This window comes from uncultured Sphaerochaeta sp. (assembly GCF_963676625.2).
GTDB lineage: Bacteria > Spirochaetota > Spirochaetia > Sphaerochaetales > Sphaerochaetaceae > Sphaerochaeta.
The window spans coordinates 104,056-124,342 of record NZ_CAXXYB010000014.1; the positions used below are offsets into that span (position 1 = coordinate 104,056).

Annotated in this window: 21 protein-coding genes, 2 tRNA genes, 1 other RNA gene and 1 pseudogene; 20 read left to right on the forward strand and 5 right to left on the reverse strand. The window is 40.9% G+C overall.

Annotated features, from left to right (window positions below; genetic code table 11):
• The first annotated feature begins 7 nt into the window (after window positions 1-7).
• From prfB to ACHZBG_RS18025, 8 genes are all read left to right on the forward strand, one after another.
• Window positions 8-1,109, forward strand: a protein-coding gene (gene prfB, locus ACHZBG_RS17990) for a peptide chain release factor 2 (protein WP_320130845.1) whose coding sequence is annotated in 2 segments (ribosomal slippage) — window positions 8-76 and window positions 78-1,109 — 1,101 coding nt in all. Because the reading frame shifts where the segments join, the coding sequence is not laid out codon by codon here.
• 2 nt (window positions 1,110-1,111) lie between these two features.
• A complete protein-coding gene (locus ACHZBG_RS17995; RefSeq protein WP_320130846.1) occupies window positions 1,112-2,407 on the forward strand; it encodes a hypothetical protein in 1,296 nt (431 codons plus the stop codon).
• 19 nt (window positions 2,408-2,426) lie between these two features.
• Window positions 2,427-3,305 carry a signal recognition particle-docking protein FtsY gene (ftsY, locus tag ACHZBG_RS18000; protein WP_320130847.1) on the forward strand — a complete coding sequence of 293 codons (879 nt, stop codon included), beginning with the start codon at window positions 2,427-2,429 and terminating at the stop codon, window positions 3,303-3,305.
• On the forward strand, window positions 3,302-4,261 hold the full coding sequence (locus ACHZBG_RS18005) for a hypothetical protein (RefSeq protein WP_320130848.1): 960 nt from the start codon (window positions 3,302-3,304) through the stop codon (window positions 4,259-4,261). The genes ftsY and ACHZBG_RS18005 overlap by 4 nt, the downstream gene beginning before the upstream one ends.
• On the forward strand, window positions 4,227-5,438 hold the full coding sequence (locus tag ACHZBG_RS18010; RefSeq protein WP_320130849.1) for an FtsX-like permease family protein: 1,212 nt from the start codon (window positions 4,227-4,229) through the stop codon (window positions 5,436-5,438). Before ACHZBG_RS18005 ends, ACHZBG_RS18010 begins: the two co-directional genes overlap by 35 nt.
• On the forward strand, window positions 5,422-6,120 hold the full coding sequence (locus tag ACHZBG_RS18015) for an ABC transporter ATP-binding protein (RefSeq protein ID WP_320130850.1): 699 nt from the start codon (window positions 5,422-5,424) through the stop codon (window positions 6,118-6,120). Before ACHZBG_RS18010 ends, ACHZBG_RS18015 begins: the two co-directional genes overlap by 17 nt.
• Window positions 6,117-7,301, forward strand: a complete 1,185-nt coding sequence (locus ACHZBG_RS18020) for an FtsX-like permease family protein (RefSeq protein WP_320130851.1) — start codon at window positions 6,117-6,119, stop codon at window positions 7,299-7,301. The genes ACHZBG_RS18015 and ACHZBG_RS18020 overlap by 4 nt, the downstream gene beginning before the upstream one ends.
• A gap of 26 nt (window positions 7,302-7,327) precedes the next feature.
• Window positions 7,328-8,251 carry a ribonuclease Z gene (locus tag ACHZBG_RS18025; RefSeq protein ID WP_320130852.1) on the forward strand — a complete coding sequence of 308 codons (924 nt, stop codon included), beginning with the start codon at window positions 7,328-7,330 and terminating at the stop codon, window positions 8,249-8,251.
• Here ACHZBG_RS18025 and ACHZBG_RS18030 read toward each other — a convergent pair.
• A complete protein-coding gene (locus tag ACHZBG_RS18030; protein WP_320130853.1) occupies window positions 8,248-9,120 on the reverse strand; it encodes a hypothetical protein in 873 nt (290 codons plus the stop codon). The two genes, ACHZBG_RS18025 and ACHZBG_RS18030, sit on opposite strands and share 4 nt — an antisense overlap.
• A gap of 77 nt (window positions 9,121-9,197) precedes the next feature.
• Between ACHZBG_RS18030 and ACHZBG_RS18035 the strand changes: the two genes are divergently transcribed.
• Window positions 9,198-9,647 (forward strand): septum formation initiator family protein, encoded by a 450-nt coding sequence (locus ACHZBG_RS18035; RefSeq protein ID WP_320130854.1) that lies wholly within the window; start codon window positions 9,198-9,200, stop codon window positions 9,645-9,647.
• On the forward strand, window positions 9,634-10,212 hold the full coding sequence (locus ACHZBG_RS18040) for an L-threonylcarbamoyladenylate synthase (protein ID WP_320130855.1): 579 nt from the start codon (window positions 9,634-9,636) through the stop codon (window positions 10,210-10,212). The genes ACHZBG_RS18035 and ACHZBG_RS18040 overlap by 14 nt, the downstream gene beginning before the upstream one ends.
• Here ACHZBG_RS18040 and ACHZBG_RS18045 read toward each other — a convergent pair whose 3' ends face one another.
• Complete coding sequence (locus ACHZBG_RS18045; protein WP_320130856.1) at window positions 10,213-11,532, reverse strand: DUF1015 domain-containing protein; 1,320 nt, start codon at window positions 11,530-11,532, stop codon at window positions 10,213-10,215.
• 77 nt (window positions 11,533-11,609) lie between these two features.
• Between ACHZBG_RS18045 and ACHZBG_RS18050 the strand changes: the two genes are divergently transcribed.
• On the forward strand, window positions 11,610-12,251 hold the full coding sequence (locus tag ACHZBG_RS18050; RefSeq protein ID WP_320130857.1) for a thiamine diphosphokinase: 642 nt from the start codon (window positions 11,610-11,612) through the stop codon (window positions 12,249-12,251).
• A gap of 64 nt (window positions 12,252-12,315) precedes the next feature.
• Here the strand turns inward: ACHZBG_RS18050 and ACHZBG_RS18055 are convergent, their stop codons facing one another.
• Entirely contained in the window at window positions 12,316-12,612 is a 297-nt protein-coding gene (locus ACHZBG_RS18055) for a hypothetical protein (protein WP_320130858.1), read from the reverse strand.
• Between ACHZBG_RS18055 and aroH the strand changes: the two genes are divergently transcribed.
• Window positions 12,611-12,979: a chorismate mutase gene (aroH, locus tag ACHZBG_RS18060; RefSeq protein WP_320130859.1), complete on the forward strand. Its 369-nt coding sequence runs from the start codon at window positions 12,611-12,613 to the stop codon at window positions 12,977-12,979. The two genes, ACHZBG_RS18055 and aroH, sit on opposite strands and share 2 nt — an antisense overlap.
• 156 nt (window positions 12,980-13,135) lie before the next feature.
• On the opposite strand, the gene ACHZBG_RS18065 is transcribed toward aroH, so the two are convergent.
• Together ACHZBG_RS18065 and ACHZBG_RS18070 are read right to left on the reverse strand one after the other, a co-directional pair.
• Window positions 13,136-13,207, reverse strand: a tRNA-Thr gene (locus tag ACHZBG_RS18065).
• Between the two features lie 361 nt (window positions 13,208-13,568).
• Window positions 13,569-14,177, reverse strand: a complete 609-nt coding sequence (locus tag ACHZBG_RS18070; RefSeq protein ID WP_320130860.1) for a hypothetical protein — start codon at window positions 14,175-14,177, stop codon at window positions 13,569-13,571.
• 288 nt (window positions 14,178-14,465) lie between these two features.
• Here ACHZBG_RS18070 and ACHZBG_RS18075 point away from each other — a divergent pair, with 288 nt between their 5' ends.
• The 8 genes and pseudogenes from ACHZBG_RS18075 (at window position 14,466) to rnpB (ending at window position 20,260) form a co-directional block, all read left to right on the forward strand.
• Window positions 14,466-14,591: a hypothetical protein gene (locus ACHZBG_RS18075; RefSeq protein WP_320130861.1), complete on the forward strand. Its 126-nt coding sequence runs from the start codon at window positions 14,466-14,468 to the stop codon at window positions 14,589-14,591.
• 21 nt (window positions 14,592-14,612) lie between these two features.
• Window positions 14,613-14,694: transfer RNA gene (locus tag ACHZBG_RS18080), tRNA-Tyr, on the forward strand.
• Window positions 14,695-14,759: 65 nt separating this feature from the next.
• Window positions 14,760-15,044: pseudogene (locus tag ACHZBG_RS18085) on the forward strand (YkgJ family cysteine cluster protein); the annotation flags it as partial.
• A gap of 18 nt (window positions 15,045-15,062) precedes the next feature.
• Window positions 15,063-15,197 carry a hypothetical protein gene (locus ACHZBG_RS18090; RefSeq protein ID WP_394699435.1) on the forward strand — a complete coding sequence of 45 codons (135 nt, stop codon included), beginning with the start codon at window positions 15,063-15,065 and terminating at the stop codon, window positions 15,195-15,197.
• An 8-nt stretch (window positions 15,198-15,205) separates the two neighbouring features.
• Window positions 15,206-17,002, forward strand: a complete 1,797-nt coding sequence (gene dnaG / locus ACHZBG_RS18095) for a DNA primase (protein ID WP_320130863.1) — start codon at window positions 15,206-15,208, stop codon at window positions 17,000-17,002.
• A 21-nt stretch (window positions 17,003-17,023) separates the two neighbouring features.
• Complete coding sequence (gene rpoD / locus ACHZBG_RS18100) at window positions 17,024-19,075, forward strand: RNA polymerase sigma factor RpoD (RefSeq protein WP_320130864.1); 2,052 nt, start codon at window positions 17,024-17,026, stop codon at window positions 19,073-19,075.
• 19 nt (window positions 19,076-19,094) lie between these two features.
• Window positions 19,095-19,913 (forward strand): C4-type zinc ribbon domain-containing protein, encoded by an 819-nt coding sequence (locus ACHZBG_RS18105; protein WP_320130865.1) that lies wholly within the window; start codon window positions 19,095-19,097, stop codon window positions 19,911-19,913.
• Between the two features lie 8 nt (window positions 19,914-19,921).
• An RNA gene (gene rnpB / locus ACHZBG_RS18110) (RNase P RNA component class A) lies at window positions 19,922-20,260 on the forward strand.
• The last annotated feature ends 27 nt before the right edge of the window (window positions 20,261-20,287 follow it).

A 20,287-nucleotide genomic window follows, 5' to 3' on the forward strand; every position in this document is an offset into this window, starting at 1 on the left:
AGTTTTTATGTTTTTTCAGAATAAATCCATGTTTGAAACTGTCAAGGAAGAAGCCTATACCGTATGGAGGCGGCTTTGACCCGGATTCAATGCAAGTCAGGATTTCACAGCTTGAATCAAAGACCCTGGAACCTGGTTTCTGGGATGATAAAAAGGGTGCCGAGACTCTCTATACTGAGCTTAATGGCATAAAAGATTCCATTGTTCCCTGGAAGGAGCTCATTGCAAAAATCGATGATATGGAAGAACTGATTGATTTATATTCTGCTGAACCGGATAACCCAGAGGAAGAAATAGAAATCAATGAGCAAATTTCCAAACTCGTTGAAGAGTACAATCGTCTGAAGCTAAAGACCCTTCTGAATGGCAAGTTTGATAAGAATGATTGTTTTCTCTCTATCCATGCTGGGGCAGGTGGTACTGAAGCCAGTGATTGGGCCAATATGTTGATGCGCATGTATCTTCGCTATTGCGAGCGAAATGGCTTCAAAAGCGAAGTTCTTGATTTACTCGAGGATGAAGGTGGCATAAAAAGCGCAACCATACGAGTTTCCGGTTTGTATAGTTTTGGATACCTCAAGGGCGAAGCAGGTGTTCATAGACTGGTACGTATCAGCCCCTTTGACGCACAAAAGCGTCGCCATACCTCATTTACCAGCGTATATGCGTCTCCTGTTATCGATGATACCATAGAAATTGACCTGAAACCTGAGGATTATCGTCTGGATACCTACCGTGCCGGTGGTGCAGGGGGGCAGCATGTAAACAAGACAGACAGTGCTGTTCGTATTACCCATTATGAGTCAGGAATCGTCGTACAGTGCCAGAATGAACGAAGCCAGTACATGAACAAGGATGTAGCATTCAAAGTGCTACGCAGCCGTTTGTACGAGTATTATAAGGAAAAGCAAGAAAAGGAACATCAAAAGACAGCTATCGCAAAGAAAGAAATAACCTGGGGTAGCCAGATTCGTTCATATGTTTTCCAACCCTACACGATGGTCAAGGATCATAGGACAGGCCAAACCGTTGGAAATATCCAGGCTGTCATGGATGGAGATATCGATAGTTTCATTGAGAGTTTCCTTCGTTGGGACCAAAAGGAGTAGGTATGTCGGGCGGTATTCGGAAACTGCTTCTGTTACTTATGGTAACGGCTTTTGTCGTATGCCCCCAACTCTATTCTGTCGACACGCAGGACAACACGTTTTCCATCGGCATCGTTTCAATGGGAACTCCCAATTCAGAGGTTTCCTCCTTTGTGGAGGAAACTGCCAAAATCTATTGTTCGCGATTTTTGAATAGTGATGGACGATTGAGTTCATATATACAAAATAAAAATTCTGAAAGAGAAGAAGCTTCCCTTGAAGCTCGTATCCATACGGCTTATGAAAATGAGGATGTAAAAGCGGTAGAATCCGAAAGGACTTCGACCGTTCAGTCTGAAGCGATCACTTTTGATTCGTTGCCTATACAATACACTCTTTTGGATGAAGATCCTGCCTTGGAAAAAATCTTGGTTTCAGGAGCAGAGGGTTTGACTTGGTATTGTCGTTCACAGGGCATGGACGCCCTGCTGTTGGTCTCTGCCAGCCCCCTATCTGGTCATATCCGATTGCAGGTGGAGTATTTCTCTCTTGACACTCAAATTAAGCAAACTGTTTTTGATAAACTTGGATTGTCACAGGAATTATATCCTCTCCAACCTGAGTTAGCCTTATCCTTGATGAAAGTTACAGGACATGGAGAGGCCCTTGGTTTAGTTGAATTTGAGAATGGACCTGCTGGATTGACTGTAGTTGCCAATGAAAAACCTTTGGAAATCATTTCAAACAATGTTTTTCTTACGCCGGGGAGTTATGAACTTTCTCTGGGAGCTTTTGGATACATCGGAAAAACCTTGACTCTCGATGTCGATGGTACTCATGCAATAAAAATTGATGCCAAATTGGTCAATAAAACGTTTGGAAACCTTGAAATGCTTTCTGATACAGGAAATGTCAACTGGTTTGCAGATGGAACTTTTCATGGATTTTCTTCAGAAATGAAGATAGATGATTATTCACTTCCTTTGGTAGCCGTTGCCACAAAGGATGGATTTTCCACAAAAGCAATTCAGATGCAGAAAATGCAAAATACCCTTACCTTTGACTTGCAACCCTTGTGGATGAATGATTCAAGTTTGTTGGATGATGCCCAGAAATCTTTTTATGGAAGTTTGAGAAGTACTATTTTCCTGTTTGGGATATATGTTGCATGTTTGTCTCTGTCAAATACAAATGGACTGAAAAATCAATTTTGGGAACCTGTTTTAGTTGCAACAAGTGGTTTTACTCTTGTTTCATCTGTAAATTTAATAAAGAGTCTCGCTTCCTATGCTTTTTATGCAGGAACAAATGAGAGATAGCGAGAATAGGGAGAATAGTATGTTGAAAGGATTCGGTTCTAGGTTAAAGGCGTTTTTTTCTGTTCATTCCCTAGACGAGGATTTTTATGAAGAACTGGAAGATCTTTTGATTGAGGGTGATCTTGGTGCAAATCTTGCGATGCAAATCAGTGGAGAAGTCAGAAAACTGGCAAAAAGTACCAAACCCAAGACGCAGAAAGATTTACAGCTTATGGTCAAAAGCATCCTAAAAAACAAGGTGCATGGGTATATTCCCGAGATTTCCAAGGATGGGGTAACGGTTTTTCTGATTCTTGGCGTAAATGGTGTAGGGAAAACAACGTCGATTGCAAAATTGGCTTCCTTGTATCAAAAACAGGGCAATAAGGTACTTCTTGCCGCTGCCGATACATTTAGGGCAGCAGCCATAGACCAGCTGGAAATACATGCAAAGAGGGTAGGTTGCAGGATAGTCATGCAGAATAATGGCAGTGACCCCGGTTCTGTGGTCTTTGATGCAATTACTTCTGCGAAGGCCAAGGGTGAAGACATTATCTTGGTTGACACGGCAGGCCGAATGCATAACAAGGAAAACTTGCTTCGTGAATTGTCAAAGATTGATAAAGTTATCAGGGCAAGAGGGATAGACGATGCCCATTATAAAAAATTTCTGGTCATAGACAGCACTACTGGCCAAAATGGCATAAGTCAGGCCGATCTTTTCAATCAGGCAGTGAAACTTGATGCCTTGATCCTTACCAAGTATGACAGCCTTGCAAAAGGTGGTGCATTGGTACAAATCGGAGAAAAGTTCAATATTCCTATTGCGTATGTAGGCACTGGAGAGACCTATGCGGATATGCATCCGTTTGATGAAGATGAATTCCTCGATTCTCTTGTAGGGCTGGACGAGAAATGAAACGTTTCTTGCAGGTTCTCCTTATTATGCTATGTACGCAATCCTTTGTGTTTGCGATGGAAGTTCATTCATCCAATAGTATTGGGCAGGACCTGGGGCCGTATGAGCCTTCCTCTTCTTATAGCTTGCATATCGAAGATACTTCAAGTTCCTTGTATAAAGGAGCCGATTGGCTTTGGACAAAAACTGAAAGCCTTGAAGGGGATAAACTGACAAGAAGTTTCAGCTATCCTGATACCACGCATACGTTGATCCAGATATATGAAGACAACCAATTGATGAGTGAAACAGAAAATGAGTTGCAGTATTTATTTTCCTATGCAAAGAATGGAAAATTGCAAAAGGTAACTTTATTGCAAAATGGGGAACTTGTATCAATTGAAATCTTTTTCTATGACGAGGTTACCCATCAACTCAATGGGAGCAGGACCATAGGAAAAGGATTGGTGCACCTGGGATATTTTGGACATGATTCCAAAGGAACCTGGTTTACCGATACTCTTTCAGATTCTTTTGAGAAAGTGACAGTATTGCCAAATAATCTGACGATCAAAGAAATCTGGAAGGGAGAAAATAAGCTTTCACCGATGCAGGTTACAAATGGGGAGCATGGTTCCCTGGTTCTTGCCCAACAGGGAATTACAGAGACGTATGACGAACAAGGCTTGTTGGTACGCGAAGAAACTCCTTCCAATCATACAGAATACCAGTATAATGAGCAAAGGATGCTCACGAAGGAACGCACTGTTGATAAAGATGGGAAAGTCCGTGAGACTAGCTATAACGAAGGGGTCCCAGTATCTCAGCGCGTAACAAAAGACAATAATCTTGAAAAGGAGATTGTTTTTAATGCTGATAAGACCAGGGTGGAAACGCTCTATGACAAAGGTAAAGCCTATTGCGATATAACCTATGCCTCGGATGGAAAAAGAGTTCTATCGATACAATATCGGTGAACCAATGAAATCAGTCTTCCTCATAGCCAAGAGATACGCCTTTTCTCGGCAAAATCGTCATCGAAATACTAGCCTTCGCATAGCCTTTGGTCTTGCTATTTGCTTGTTTTCCATAACAATGATTCTTTCCTTTATGCAAGCTTTGCAATTGAATCAATTTGATGATATTCGAACCTATGAATCCTTTGATATTCATATTCCTCTTGCAAACAATTCTTTGGAACAAGGTTCTGCCTTGGTCGAAAAACTGAAACACTTGGATCTTGTAGATGATGCGTTTCTGTACTCAGATATTCCGACCTTGGTAATTTCACAAAATGGAGTTACCGTTGCAGGTCGTCTGAGAGGCATCCAGATAGAAGGTAGGTTAGCAAGAAATATCAGGACTTTCCGCGGAACTCTTGTTCAGGAAGGTAAGCTTGCTTCTTCCTATATTCATGCATCGGATATAGGTTTTGGCGATACTGTCAGCGTAACTATCTTGAAAAAAGGAAAACAAGCGGCGGTTGTTCCGATAAGAAGGGAAATGGAAATAGGTGCTCTTTATTATACGTCTATGTATGAGTTCGATGATACAACGTTTCTTACGGATCTCCATACCCTATATGCTTTCAATCCAGAGGCTACCCTTTGTGTAGGGTTATATTCCAGAGGGAATCTGAAGCAACTGAAAGAAGAGATAAAGGGACTTGATGGTACGCTCAATCCTATCACCTGGCAGGAGGCAAACGCTTCTCTCTATGGTGCCATGGAATTGGAGCAGAGTATGATGGAGCTTCTCCTCTTCCTTATGATAGTAGTAATTATAATTCATATAAGAAACAGTTCAAAGAGATTGCTTCTTGCAAAGCAACGGGAAATGGCAATGTTACGTTCAATGGGATTGCGTTTGGCGCAATTGCAGTTGATTTTTGTTTTGCAAGCATTATTTGTGGCCTTGGTTGGTTTATCCCTTGGTATATTGGCTTCCTTTCTTGGAATTTGGGTCTATCCCTTTATCTCGGGATTCCTTGGAGACTCCCTTGCCCAGGGACTTGTGCTGACAATTCATCCTATGAGGTTGTGCATCCTTGTAGTCGCCATTCTTTCTTTCAGTGGTCTTGCTGCTTATATTGGTACGAGACGAATTTTGAAAGTCGATATTATGGAGATGTTTATACATGACGAAGTCCAATGAAATCCTATCGCTGAAAAATATATCGAAGAGTTTTCCTGCAACAGCAAGAGGTGGAGATCCTTTGCTCATCCTGGAGTCAGTGGATTTGTCTATCCAAAGAGCCAGTAGTGTTGCAATAATTGGTAAAAGTGGTTCGGGAAAGAGCACTCTTTTGCAAATCAGTGCAGGATTGCTCAAGTATGATAGCGGCACTGTCTTGTTTGACGGCAAAGATATCAAAAAACTCAATGATGTAGCTCTTAGTGCCATGAGAAGCAAGGAAATGGGTTTCATTTTTCAGAATAGCCTTTTGCTTGATGATTTTACTGCATTGGAAAATGTAAAGATTCCTGCAATGATTGCAGGAACCAATGAAATGGAAGCTACGAAAAAAGCTAGGGAGTTGCTTATACTGGTAGGTCTTGAAGACAGGCTTGGTCATAAAAGTGATCAGCTTTCAGGGGGAGAACGCCAGAGAGTGGCAATAGCCAGAGCCTTGGTAAATAATCCACTTGTTCTGTTTGCCGATGAACCTACGGGTTCCTTGGATGAACGGAATGCAGCGATTATAGAAAATATGCTTTTCTCTCTAGTCGAAACTCAACAAGTGGCACTTATGCTTATTACCCACGATACTCTTTTTGCTTCTCGCTGTAATCATGTCTATCATTTGCATGATCGTCGTGTGGAGGTAGCTCCTTGAAAAGACAATTGGTGCTCTTGCTTTCTGCACGAAAACTTGGAATTCATGGAACCAAAACGGCAAAAAGGCGAATATTTTTTAATATCTTGCTTATAACCTTGGTTGTGTCCATGCTTGTCCTATCACAGTTATTTGTTGTTTCCATGAGCAATGGGATTGCCGATAAATATGCGTTGCTGGGAAATGGCCATTTGCAGGTGCATGAGCCCCCTAATACTGCAATTCCTGCACTTCCTTCAATTTACGACAAACAGAATGTCTCCCAGACTGTGGCTCTTGCCTATAGTGCCACGGCAAACAAGATGGTTAGGGTCAAAGGTGTTGGCTCAACATATTTCAATGAATATAGAATGAAGCAAATGACATTATACAAAGATAAAATGGAGGATGATTCTTCTAACCTTCCTCGTATTTCCATCAGCACCAGTTTGGCGACATTGCTTTCAGTGAAGAGGGGAGACCGCATAGCCCTTATGATGGTAAATGGAGTGGAGAGTACTTCGTTGCGTCCGCAACTCTGCATCATAGATACCTTGTACGATTCCGGTTATAAGGAATTGGACGAGAATCTGATTTTTTGCAATTATTCGCTCATTGAAAAGCTTTTTGGAGCTTCTACCGATACTTACTTTGAATTGCTGGTAGATGAGAATGCCATAGAGACTACAAAGAAGACCCTGCAGGAAGCTGGGTTATCAGTTACTTCCTGGGATGAAGAGAATTATTCGGTAGCTACGAACCTCAATACCAGCAAAGAAGCGATATTGGGTGTATTGATAATCGTGGCCATTCTCTGTGGCTATTTCATAAGTGAAGTTTCCAGTGAAATGGTGGAGGATGATAAACATAAGATTGCGTTACTCAAATTGCTTGGTGCCACTGACCGGGTAATAAGCAAGGTTTATTTCTCAACTGTCATGGCGGTAACCTTGGTTTCAATAGCCTTGGGTACACTTTTAGGGATACTTCTTGGAATTAACCTCAACGGTGTCCTCTCAATGCTTGCAAAGAGATCAATTCCGGCATTATCTTATTATCTTTTGGACTTCTCTGTTATTGTGCCCATAAAGGAAGTTCTTTTAATTATCTCAGTCCTTGCTGTTGTAAGTGGTTTATCCATATTCTGGAGCTTGAGAAGGATCCATAAGATTGAATTGTTGAGTTGCACACACTTTGACTAACCTCTGATTTCCTATATAATGCGTACATGAATTTTGAAGTTTTTGCTTTAGGTACAAGCGGAATGATGCCGCTTCCCAATAGATTCCTTACCAGTGCCATGGTCAGGAGAGATGGTGAGTTGTTTCTTTTCGATTGTGGGGAAGGAACTCAAGTCTCACTGAAGATGCTGAACCTGAAATGGAAGAAAATACATTCCATTTTTATCAGTCATATGCATGCGGATCATGTTACTGGATTGCCTGGTATCTTGATGCTTTCCAGTCAGGTCGACAGGGATGAACCGTTGACGATCTTCGGTCCTCCCAGACTCAAGGAATATATCGATGCAAATAGAAAAATCCTTGATATGTATATCAATTATGAAATTATCGTGGAAGTAGCTCAGGAAGGTGTAATTTTAGATCTTCCTGAATTTTCTGTATCGGCTTTCCGGCTTGATCATACAAAACCCTGTATGGGATATGTAATGAAAGAAAAAGATAGGCCCGGGGAATTCCATCCAGACCTTGCAAGGGAGCTGGGAGTTCCAATTGGTCCGATGTGGGGTATGTTACAAAAGGGAAAGGAAGTGCTGCTCCCTGATGGCAAATTGGTTCGTCCTGAACAAGTGATGGGATCAGACAGGTCAGGAAGGAAATTCAGCTATCTTACGGATTCCTTGTATTCGCCTAACCTGGCGAAGGAAGTCGAGAATAGTGACCTTTTACTTTGTGAAGGTATGTTTACCGGAGATCTTGAAGAAACAGCCAGAGAAAAAAAGCACATGACAAGTGTTCAGGCTGCCATGATTGCAAGAGATGCAAAAGTAAAAAAACTTGGTTTGATTCATTACAGTCCACGTTACAGTGACAAGGAACTCAAATACCTGGTTAAAGATGCCCGCACCATATTTCCTGAAACTATCCTTACCAGGGACCGCATGTGTTTTGAAATTCCATTGAAGGATTAATTGGATTCGTTTTCTTTGACAGAAAGGGCTTCTTCAGCTTCCCCATAAAGGAATTTACTGTCTACAGATCTTCCATTGAGAGAAGAGAATCCGATTTCCATTGAACAACCACCAAATTCCGCTTTGCAATCCTGAATGAGCGAGAGCATGAAACTTTTTGCTTCTTCACTGTTGTAGAAGGGTAGGATAACAGCAATGAAATCATTGTCCATGAGATAGCAATAGGCTAAATCCGTGCATTGGGCAATCATTTTGTCACTGATTGGCCCCTTTGGTCCATTCTTTATATCAATGAGAATCAAGGTCAAATCATAATTCTGGGTGATTGCATTCTTGAGTTCAAGATCAAGGATTGAATCAAAACTTGTATCATACGATGCCATTGCAACCATGGTTACACCGTCGGAAAGCTTTGTTTCGGTCTGCTCGGTAACAGGTCTGATAATTTCTTTTTCTTCTTGTACTGCAGCTTCCAGAGGTCCTGCCTGAACAAGATTGAAATCCAGGTCAGAGGACTCTTTTGCAACAACTTCATGTCCAAAAGTCATTTCATCGCTATGAAGATGGGTTGGATCATCCCCTGGAAGGGTGTATAAGGGGCGGTCATACGCATTGGGAGGAAGCTTGTCTGCATTGTCATCAGTATAGTCCTCATCTTTTCTTCTTGCTATGAGAACACCAATTTCAATCATGACCAAACCAATCAAAATAGGAAACAACCTAACCAAGACGTTATATATTTGCTCCTGATTGATATTGTACATTGGAACAAGGAATTTAACAGAGAGGTAGAGAATTACCACAAGCAGGAATACTGTTACAAACAAGCTCAAGAAAATTTGTCGTCCATAATGTTTGTTTTCCAACATTTTAACCTCCCTTTATTAGCTTTTCAAGAATACCATAACTATAGTATTATAATCTATTATATAGGTTGTAGAAAAGCATGACAAGAAAAATAGCGTTATTATTCATTCTAAGCACAGGGATTTCCTTTTTTCTTTTGCTTGGAATCTTTGGAAAACAAGGTTTTCTTTGCAATCTATCTGTAAAACAGGAACTGAAGGATCTTCGTTATGAAAAAGAAGTATTGTCCTTGCAAGTTGATTCCCTGGAAAAACAAAAGGTAGAACTTAAATCCGGTGAAGGACTCAAGGATGCTGCCTTCAAACTTGGATACCAAACCCAAGGTGAACAAGTGTTTTATTTTTCTGATAAGAATGATGATATTTCCACTGCTAAAACAGATAAACTTTCCGAGAAGAAAGAAAAATGGGATTTTAAAGGCCTTTCAGCTATTTGGATTTTAATAATTGCTCTAGCTTTTTCCCTTGTTCTTACGGTATCCTTTGCATTTGTTGTGAACAGGAGAAAAGAAACGAATGATGAGCAATAGTGAAGAAGGGCAGGTACTGTATCGACAAGTTTCAGGAACGGTTGAAAAGGTGGTCAATCTCTTGGAAGAGAATAAAGTCTTGGTTCTTCCTTGTGATACCATATATGGACTCTGCGCCAAAGTAGGTCCGGCAGAAAATACATTGCGGAATATAAAATATAGAGCTGAGACCAAGCCTTTCTTGATTTTGGCCACCTTGGAGCAAGCCAAGGAACTTTGCATTGTGCCAGAGGATATTGAAAAGGTCTGGCCTTGCTCCCTGACTGCAATATTGAATAACAAGCAAGGTGGAACCACTGCCGTCCGGGTACCGAACGATGCATTTCTCCAGGAAGTACTGCAAAAGCTTGGCAGTCCAATTTATTCAACAAGTGTAAATGAATCGGGATACCAGTCGATAACTGATATTACCGACATTATCTTTTCTTTCAAAAATAGGGTTCCTGCATTTGTAGTTGGGGCTCAAAGACAAGGCACCGTGCCTTCTACATTAATTAACTGCACGGTGCAACCTTATACCTTGGTTCGCGCAGGATCCTACGATGCCAGCGCTTTGTTAAGCTGATTATTTCTGGATTTTTCTTGCTTCCATATAAAACCGTTTTTCATGGGCTTCTCCCATGGAAAAGGTTTTTCTCGGAAGGGCATTATCCTTGATGATGGATTCAAAAAAGGTTTCCTTGGCAACATCAGGGAGGATGAGGCCGCAATTTCCTTTCTGTCTTCCCAATTTAGATACTACCTGTTCTCCATGGATATAATCGACAGTTGCCTTTTTCTGGTTCAGTAGACTATCGATGACTACCTGAAGGGTTCCTGCTGCTATACTGGATATCGGTTGCACCAAAGAAAAGAGATAGAATCCGCTTTCATTGCAAAATCCAAACTGTTGGTTCTGATTTTTCTTGTTTACCAAAGAATGAAGTGTTTTCAGGTCCTCTACAACCTCTATTGAATAGGATTTTGCGCATTTTTCGATTTCACTGGTAAAGGTCTTGATATCCAATCCAAAAAGCACTCTATGAATAGGTTCGAATTCAAGACCTGGATCATAGATGTTCTCCAGTTCAACCAAGGCAAAACGTGCCGGATGATTTTCCTTTTCTTCCTCATTTAGATTTTTCTTTACATCCTCCCAACAACTTTTTGCGGTTGCCAGACTATGGTTACCATCTCCCATTGCATAGAGCAAAGGATTTTCAGGATCAAGACGATCATGCATGGTCTGAAGGGATTCGGCGATGATACTAAAATCCTCTTCCTTGTCTATGACCCAGGCGCTGAGATGCCCGCCACCTTCCATAAGGTCTGTGTCATAGACCATTTTCAAGGAATTTCGTTTGTTGGCCAAGGGTTCTATTACGGAACGCTGATCATCGCTTAGGAGAACCATGATATGGGGCAGTTCCAAGGGAGCGTTCTTCCTGATCTCTTTTCTTGGAGGAATACGGGAAAGAATGGTTCCTTCCGTAGCCCTGATGAGGGTACGGGAATCTTTTGCATAACTGTACTGTTCAAGGTCAAGACTTACCAAGAGTCCCCATCTCCCCTTGCTTGCTCCACCTGTGGAACGGTGAACAAGAAAAAATGAATCCTTATAAGTGTCAAAGAGTTTTTCATTGATATATTGGGACATATGTGTATTTATCTGATTGATTCTTTCTTGAGGATTTGGTTCTTCGAGGTAGCATTCAGGAAAAATAAGACGAAGAGTTGATGGATCTTCACCTACATATGCACTGGTGCGTTCCCAATATTCCGGTTCTGAGGTATACTGGTCGCATGCGACAACAGCCCATTTTGTCAGGTCGGTTCCCTTTTTCGGTACCATGATATCGGCCTTTTTGAGGGCAAGGGTCATTAGAAGTTCGTCAGAATTGGACATGTACTATCCTCTTTATTTATGAATGTGTAAATATTCTATAATAATATTGCAAAATCGGCAAGGAAAAGTGAAAAATTATGAGCAAATCAATTATATTTACTGGTGCTGAACCTCCAAAAGCTTTGCCGCAAGACCTTTATGAACCAGGAGATTTTGTTATTGCGGCGGATAGTGGATATGACTCTGCCCGAAAGCTTGGTTTCAAGGTAGACCTTGCCATCGGTGACTTTGATTCAACTGCCTTGTTTGAAGAAATCAAGAAGATTGGTTTTGAACAACATGACAGGGACAAAGATGAAAGCGATACCTGCCTGGCTTTGCAAAGGGCGACAGAACTGACAGGGAATTCTTATGTGCTCATCGGAGGCGGAGGGGGTAGGCTGGATCATTTGTTTGCCACCTATTCATTGTTTGATCAATTTGGCCCACCTCTAAGATGGTATACGGCTAAGGAAATCTGCTATCTCGTGTCGGATTGTCAACGGTTTGATGATTTGGAAAGTGGGATGACAGTAAGTTTTTTTCCGGCAAAATTAACAGGTAGCTCGATGGTACAGGCCTGTCAATTGCGATGGCCGCTTCAAAATTATGAACTTTCATTCAATAGCATTTCACTTTCAAACCGTACAACAGGAAAAACTCTCGACGTATCCACCCAAGGCGGAGATATCTTTGTATCTTTTCCTGTTGCCGATGGTGGAATAAAGATGATACCATAACCCCATGCTACAGACACGGCGGTTACTGGCGTTTTCCAGCAGGGTTCACACCTATACATTGCTCTTATACCTCTTTTTCTTCGCGGTCTACATTTCCTGTAGCTATTTTGTAGTCCAACAGGAATTTTTGGATATTTTGCAATTTGCGTTGAACTTGATCGGTTGGACAAACCTTTTGTTTGGGTTCTGGATTATTGTATTTTCCTTTATCGTATGGGCTAGTGACCGGGTTTTTCCGTTTGCTCCAGTGATCATCACGATTTTGAGAATGGCTACGATATTCCTTTTGAGTTTTTTGACCGCAATTATCGAAAATCTGGTAACCAAGGGTTTGGTTATCAGCTGAGGAGACCCCTGTCATGAACAACCCCTTGATAAAAGCTATACGTGGCGCAATATGCGTACAAGACGATTCAAAAGAAACCATAGATAGGTCAATTTGTAAATTGTATTCAAAGGTCCTGGAGGCAAACAACCTTCAAGAGGAAGATGTGGCCTTTTTGTTGATTACCCAGACCGGGGATTTGAAAAGCCGTAATCCGGCTGCTGCTTTGCGAAAGGGAGGTTTCTGTTCCGTAACTCCCTTATTCTGCATGCAAGAGCTGGAAATAGAGGGAATGTTGGAACGTGTAATAAGGCTAATGGTAGTTACGAACGGAGAGGTTGAAAACATAGTTCCTGTATATTTGGATGGTGCAGAAAAGCTTCGCCCTGACCTTGTGCTTTAGACCGACAAGAAAGTAGGGCACTGAAAAGAATAAAATACAAAATATAAAGAATTCTGTTGTTTTCATTCTATTTTGAAGGATATGAAACTATTTGAGATGAATTATAAGGCTTTTCTTGGATATCAAGAAACCTAGAATAAGGGAATTAAGTAATATAGCCGACTGTCAGAATTGAACTGACGACCCCGAGATTACAAGTCACGTGCTCTACCGCTGAGCTAAGTCGGCAAATCAATACAGAATATTTGCGTTAAGATACCGCCCATAATCACTGTTTTGCGTGCAAATACTAACGTAAATGATTTTAATAGTAAAGGTGTTTTGAATAAAAATAGGGCTAAAATGTCACCAGTATATCTTGAAATGAAATAACTGGGCATGAAACAAAGAAAAAAATTAACCCGGTATTTTAAATTGAATTGCAAATGATATTCAAAAACAACAAGATGTACAGAACAAAGGTGACCACTAAACTACTGGAAAAATTTCTTTACTTTACTTTTTTGATAGTTTCATGCAATTTCAATATCGAGCGCATTCTTTAAGAGTTATTTATTATTTGGAAAAAGAAATTATCATGAACAGGGATCTATTGTAAATTATTATTTAATAGATCAGAAAAAGCATTATCCTTTTTATAGAGTTCCCATTTAGTGATGAGTTCTCTTAGTGTTTTATTTAATTCTATGCTTTTATGATAATTATCTGCTACACTAAAGAATTTCAAATATGAATTAATATCTAATTCATTTATTTTCTTTGCATTAGCCATAGGCAACAGCAGCAGGTGGAGGCTGTAACTAAGGTTAACCTTTTCTTCATATATGACATGAATATGGTAAGTAGTCAGTTCGATTCTTGTTAATTTTTTGATATTATATATAATATACATCAATCTTTGGTATGTGATGGGATCGATTTCATCAAAACTCTTATAATCCTTAGCTGGTGCTATACGATAAAAGCCAGGAAGAGGATACGTAGTATCCTGATAAATAACTATCCCCTTATTCTCAAATATGGGTTCAATGCCTGAGTTTGCCACTGTTTTGTTTTCAGCACTGGAACTATTATTCTCAGGCTTTTCGGAAATGATAAAACATCTATATGCTTTATCTCCACCAATGGTGTCAAAATATCTCTGCCCCATACCTAGGATAGGCAAATCAGACAGACTATCGACATCAATATATTCCATAATGCAATTCATTCCTATATATTTTGTTTAGCGTATGTTTTGGTTTTATTACCGATCATTTCTCTTGTCGCATATTGTAAAGAACCATGATTTTTTCCTATATCTGATATGGACCTTCTTGTATAGGAATCTTCCAAAACCGATTCCATTGCCCATAGTATTAGGTATGATTCATAATCAGTCAATAATAAAATACGAAAAATCGAATAAAAGAAACAAAAAATATGATATATAGAAAAATTATGTCAAAATATAATTGATTGATTGGCAATTCTTTTATAATTACCTATGAATGAAGAGAAAGGTTGTAGGATTGACAAGATACAGAAAACAATTGGGTGGAACACCTGTGAATTGCAATCGGCTCTGCGTTTTCTGGTATTCATGGTTGACAAAGTTCTTGATTCTTTGTAATGTACGTTTGTCTTTGGCAATGGAGAGGTTCCCGAGCGGCCAAAGGGGGCAGACTGTAAATCTGTTGGTTACACCTTCGAAGGTTCGAATCCTTCTCTCTCCAAAAATGAAGGCCTTCTTCTCAGAGGAAGGCCTTTTTTCCGTCCTTGTGTAAAAAAAGGGGTATCGATGAGTTCCTTCTACGAAAAGGGTCTGCAATTCGAATGTACCGGCTGTAATTACTGTTGTAGTTGCGAACCTGGGTATGTTTTCCTTTCGAAAGAAGATTTGGAAAGATTGTGTGCATGTACTGGCTTGAAACAGGATCGGTTTCTTGAATTGTATTGTCGAACAATCTCTTTTGATACATTTTCAATGATTAGCCTGAAGGAAAAAGATAATTTCGATTGTATCTTTCTTACGAAGAAGGGTTGTTCGGTCTATGAAGGTAGGCCGCGGCAATGTCGAACATATCCGTTCTGGAGAAGCATAGTGGAAAACAAGGATTCTTGGGATAATGAGCAGTTGTCTTGTCCTGGTATGGGAAAGGGAAAACGTTACGGTAAAGATGAGATTGAAAAACTTCTTGCCGTTGAACCTGGGAATGAACCCATCACCATACTTTAAGGCATTCAATGGCAAAAATATCAGATTCAGTCCTTGACCAGATCAAGGCAAAGATTCCTATAAGCGAAGTAGTCTCAGATTATGTCACCCTTTCAAGCAGAGGTGGAAGGTTGTGGGGACTGTGCCCGTTTCATCAGGAAAAGACAGCATCTTTTTCCGTAGTTGATGAACAAGGTTTTTATTATTGCTTCAGTTGCAAAAAGGGCGGTTCGATGTTCGACTTTGTCATGGAAATGGAAAAAGTACCGTTTGTTGAAGCGGTGAAAATCCTTGCCAAAAAAGCAAATGTTGAATTGGTCGATGAGAACCCCGAAGAAAAAAGAATACGCGATATCAATGAGACTCTTTATGATCTATATGAAAAAATTGCCGGATCCTTTCATTTTATCCTCACTGATTCAAAAATGGGAGAAAAAGGCAGGGAATATCTCAAGAATCGCAATGTACAGCCAGAAATGTGGGAAAAATTCAATCTTGGATATGCTCCAGACAACGCCTCCTGGTTACATGGTTTTTTGAAAAAACAACATTATAGTGATGAATTGCTTGGACAAAGTGGCCTTTTTTCCCAGAATAACCGCACCTATCCTTTGTTTAGGGATCGTTTGATGTTTCCTATTCGAACTTGGCAGGGAAAGACAGTGGCTTTCGGGGGCCGTGATCTCAGTGGAAATAGCAAGGCAAAATACATCAATACTCCCGAAACTCCTATTTATAGCAAGAAAAACAATCTGTTTGGATTGTACGAATCTCTTGATACGATTAAAAAAAGTCAGGCAGCCATTCTTTGTGAGGGCAATTTTGATGTGGTGGCACTTCATCAAAGTGGTTTTACCAATGCAATGGCTCCGCTTGGTACTGCTTTTACCAATGAACAAGCCAAATTGCTAAGACGGTATTGTACTTCTGTATCTACGCTTTTCGATAGCGATGCGGCAGGACAGAGTGCAACGGTAAAGACTCTTAGCATAGCTCAGCAACATGGTATCGAGAACACTGTGCTGATTCTCTCCTTGGCAAAGGATGCTTCGGAAGTAGTTGAGAAACAAGGTGAAAAAGCCTTGCAATCTGATTTGCAGCATCCAATACAAGGCTTTGATTATCTTGTAAACAATGCAGTAAATCAGTATGATGTAACGACGTCCAAAGGGAAATCCCTTGTTTTTTCAAAGGTTAGGCCATATTTGGATGCAACTGAGTCCATGATCGAGAAGGAGGATCTGATTAAACGCCTGTCTCAAGTGCTGAAGGTTGACGAATCCTCTATAATTGACGATTATTCTCGTGGAAGAACGAAAGTTCTTGAACCTATGGGAACAGTTGAGCAAGAAAAGGTAAAACCCTTGAATCCTGCTTCGATTTCCCTTGATTTGTATGCAATGTTGACACTTGTCAACAATAGGGGTTTGTATGTGCAATTCAGGTACAAACTGGCAATCGAGGATCTTGAGGATAAGGAGGCAGAGGCACTGTATGATGTATTGGAAGATGCCGCTCGAGAGGATGTCGGGAAAAACGACGAGTATATCCTGCAAATGGTTGATGATCCACAATTAAGGAGTGATATATCTACTTCCTATACCATGGAAGAGTTTAGATTGGCACCTCAAGAAATACTAAATGAAGCAGTGAATCGGATACAACTCAGGAATTATGAAAAAAAAAGGGCAAGTAATAAAAGATTGCTAGACATCAGCCTCAGTGATGGCACCGCGGAAGAAGGGATTGAGGAATTGCTTCGGGAGAAAACAGAAATTGATACTAAGATTTCTCTCTTGAGACAAGTTCTTGGTCAGGATAATTAAACAGGGTAGGTATAGATACAGATGCTTGATGAAAACATTTCACAAACCATCGTCAAGGACATGGTAGCACGCTCGGCTGAGACTGGACTCGTCTCCAAGGAAGACATTCGAAAGGCTCTAGGATCTGAAAGAGCAAATGATGAAGCCTTGGATGAGATTATACAAACGCTCAGTGAGCTGGAGATTTCGGTTTCTGAAACCAGCGCCCCCGTTGCCGGGAGTATTTTTAATGACGGCCCATCACAGGATGAAATTGAAGAGGATATTGAAGAAGACCCCGAAGATACTGATTTGCTCGAAGGTGTCGAAGATGATTTATCAGTAGATTCCTTGCTTGAGGATTTGGCTTCTGTCCCTGCAAAAGATGCTTCTGCTTCGAATAGTGAGTCTTCGGATGATGATCAGGACGAAGAAGATAGTGATGATAGCGCAGATGATGAAGACTCTTCTGGCTCAATGAAGAATGATTGGTCAAGCATAAGCACCGATGATGATTCAGTCGGAGGCGGGGACCATTATATAGATATTTCAAGCCTCGATGACCATGAAGGCGAAATTGAACATGTTCGCCATAATACGATTCTAGGAACAGATAAGAGTGATGCTTCCGGTGATGATCCAATACGCCTGTATCTGCGAGAAATCGGCAAGGAAAATCTTCTTACCGCTGAACAGGAAGTGGAACTGAGTAAAAAGATGGAAGATGGCGCCTTGATCATAAAAGACGTTATTCAGGAAAGTGGTATCATGATTACGCTTTTCTACGATATCATCAAAACACTCAACACCAAGATCGAAGGTCAGGAAGAAGAATACAATGCAAAGGACTATAAGGATCTGGTCACGAACCAGAAACGTTTTAGTCAATATTATAGAGAACAGCTGAAAGAATTGCAGGCTCCCCTGAAGAACTATATCCTTAAGAAAGACCAGATGATAAGTAGCGGGGAAGATGTATTCCATGATGAAAGTCTTGGAAAGACACGCACAATGCTTTTGAAGAAACTTGCCAAGGTAGATTTACAACCTGAAGAAATTACCACCTTTACGATGGATTTCATCAATGCAGAGAACAAGATTCGTTCATATAAGGAAAAGAAGCAGCAGCTCGAAAATAAGCTCCATATTTCCACGGCCAAGGAATTGCGCCAACTTGGAAGGGATCTTGCCACTCAAAGCAGATGTTCCAAGATTGAAGAGGAATTGCATCTTACCAGTGATACTATCAAGGACCTTATCCGTGAACTGCAGTTGACAGATAAGGATCTCAAGAATATTGAATATCAGTTTGAGGAACCTTGTGACGATATCCTTTCTCATGCAACCAGGATCAAATTCGGACAGAAGATGATGAAGGATGCAAAGGATCGTCTCATTCGCGCCAACCTGCGTTTGGTTGTTTCCATTGCAAAGAAGTATACCAACCGTGGATTGCATTTCTTCGATCTTGTACAGGAAGGAAATATTGGCTTGATCAAGGCAGTGGAGAAATTTGAATATCGTAAGGGTTTTAAATTTTCTACCTATGCAACTTGGTGGATCAGACAGGCCATTACTCGTTCCATAAGTGACCAGGCCAGAACTATTCGTGTTCCTGTCCATATGATTGAACAGATCAACAAGGTGGTAAGGGAATCGAGAATGCTCATGCAATCCTTGGGTAGAGAACCTACAGATGAGGAAGTCGCTGAAAAATTGGGTTGGACCGAGAGTAAAGTAAAGGCAGTAAAGAATGTGGCCAGGGAGCCAATAAGTCTTGAAACTCCTGTAGGAGAAGAAGAAGACTCATTACTATCTGATTTCATTGAAGACAAGGAAGTTGAGAATCCAGCAACCCAGACAGCATATTCCTTGCTTCAGGAACAACTCAAGGATGTTCTTGCAACCCTTCCTTCTCGAGAACAGGAAGTATTGAAGATGAGATTCGGTCTTGAAGACGGATACTCATTGACACTTGAAGAAGTCGGGTTGTATTTTGAAGTAACCAGGGAACGTATCAGACAGATTGAGGCAAAGGCCTTGAGAAGACTGAGACATCCTAAGCGTAGCAGGAAATTGAAGGATTTCATTTGACATATACCAGGAGAGAATGATGGAAGAAGCAGAAGTATTCGCAAAACTCAACCAATTGCAGGAAAAACTTACCGAGCGTTTTTCCCTTGAGGAAGAGATAGTCAAGTTGCCGAGGGATTTGAAGGTCAAGCAGGAATTGCTTGACAAGATCAATAAGGAATACATTGACGAACACGACAGAAGCGAAGTTGCAAAAGAGGAATTGAAGAGCCTCCGCATCCAATATGATGATGCGGTGCATGCTAGGGAAAACTCCGAAAAGCAAATGGAGTTGATCAATACCCAGCGTGAGTTTGAAGCCTTGGAGAAAGAGATAAAAGATGCGGCAGCCAAGGAACAAAGCCTTCTCAAACAGGTGCATGCCAAAGAAAAGCAGGTAAATGAGTTCAGTGAACATTTGACTGAGAAGGAACAACTCATGTTGCTCCAGAAAAGTGAAGTTGATGCTGAATCGAGTAAAATTGAATCCTTGCTTGCAGAGAAGAATGATCTTTTGTCCCAAGTAATTGCAAAATGCGATAGTTATATCGGAAATGATATTTCTGAAGAACTTTTTGCAAAATTTAGCAATATTGTAAAAAACAAGAAAGGCAAAGGTATTGTTCCTATTCATGGCTTGATTTGTCAGGGATGTCATATTGTGTTGCCTATTCAGTTTGTGAACGATGTTCGTTCAGCCAAGCAGATTGATTTTTGTCCGTACTGTAGCCGTATCCTTTATTATGAAGCGGTTGAAGGTGCAGAAGAGCAGTTCAAGAAGCATGTTGATGATGCTGATGTCGAAGAAGCCGGTTTGGCCGATTTTGTCGATAGCAGTGAATTTGACGACTTGTTGTAGGGGTTTTTAAGGCAAGCTAGATGATCGCGGGCGACCGAAAGGTCGCTTGAGGAAAGTCCGGGCTCCATAGGACATGACGCCGGGTAACCCCCGGGAGCGGTAACGCTATAGAAAGCACCACAGAAAATATACCGCCGGTTTACCGGTAAGGGTGAAATGGTGGGGTAAGAGCCCACCGCATACTTGGTAACAGGTATGGCAGGGTAAGCCTCGTCAGGAGCAAAACCAAGCAGCAGGTTGGGTAGTCCGTCTTTAGCCTGCGGGTCGGTTGCTACAGGCCATTGGAAACAATGGATGTGGATAGATGATCATCATAAACAGAACCCGGCTTATTGCTTGCCTTTTTTTATGATATATATAAGGGAGAACAACGA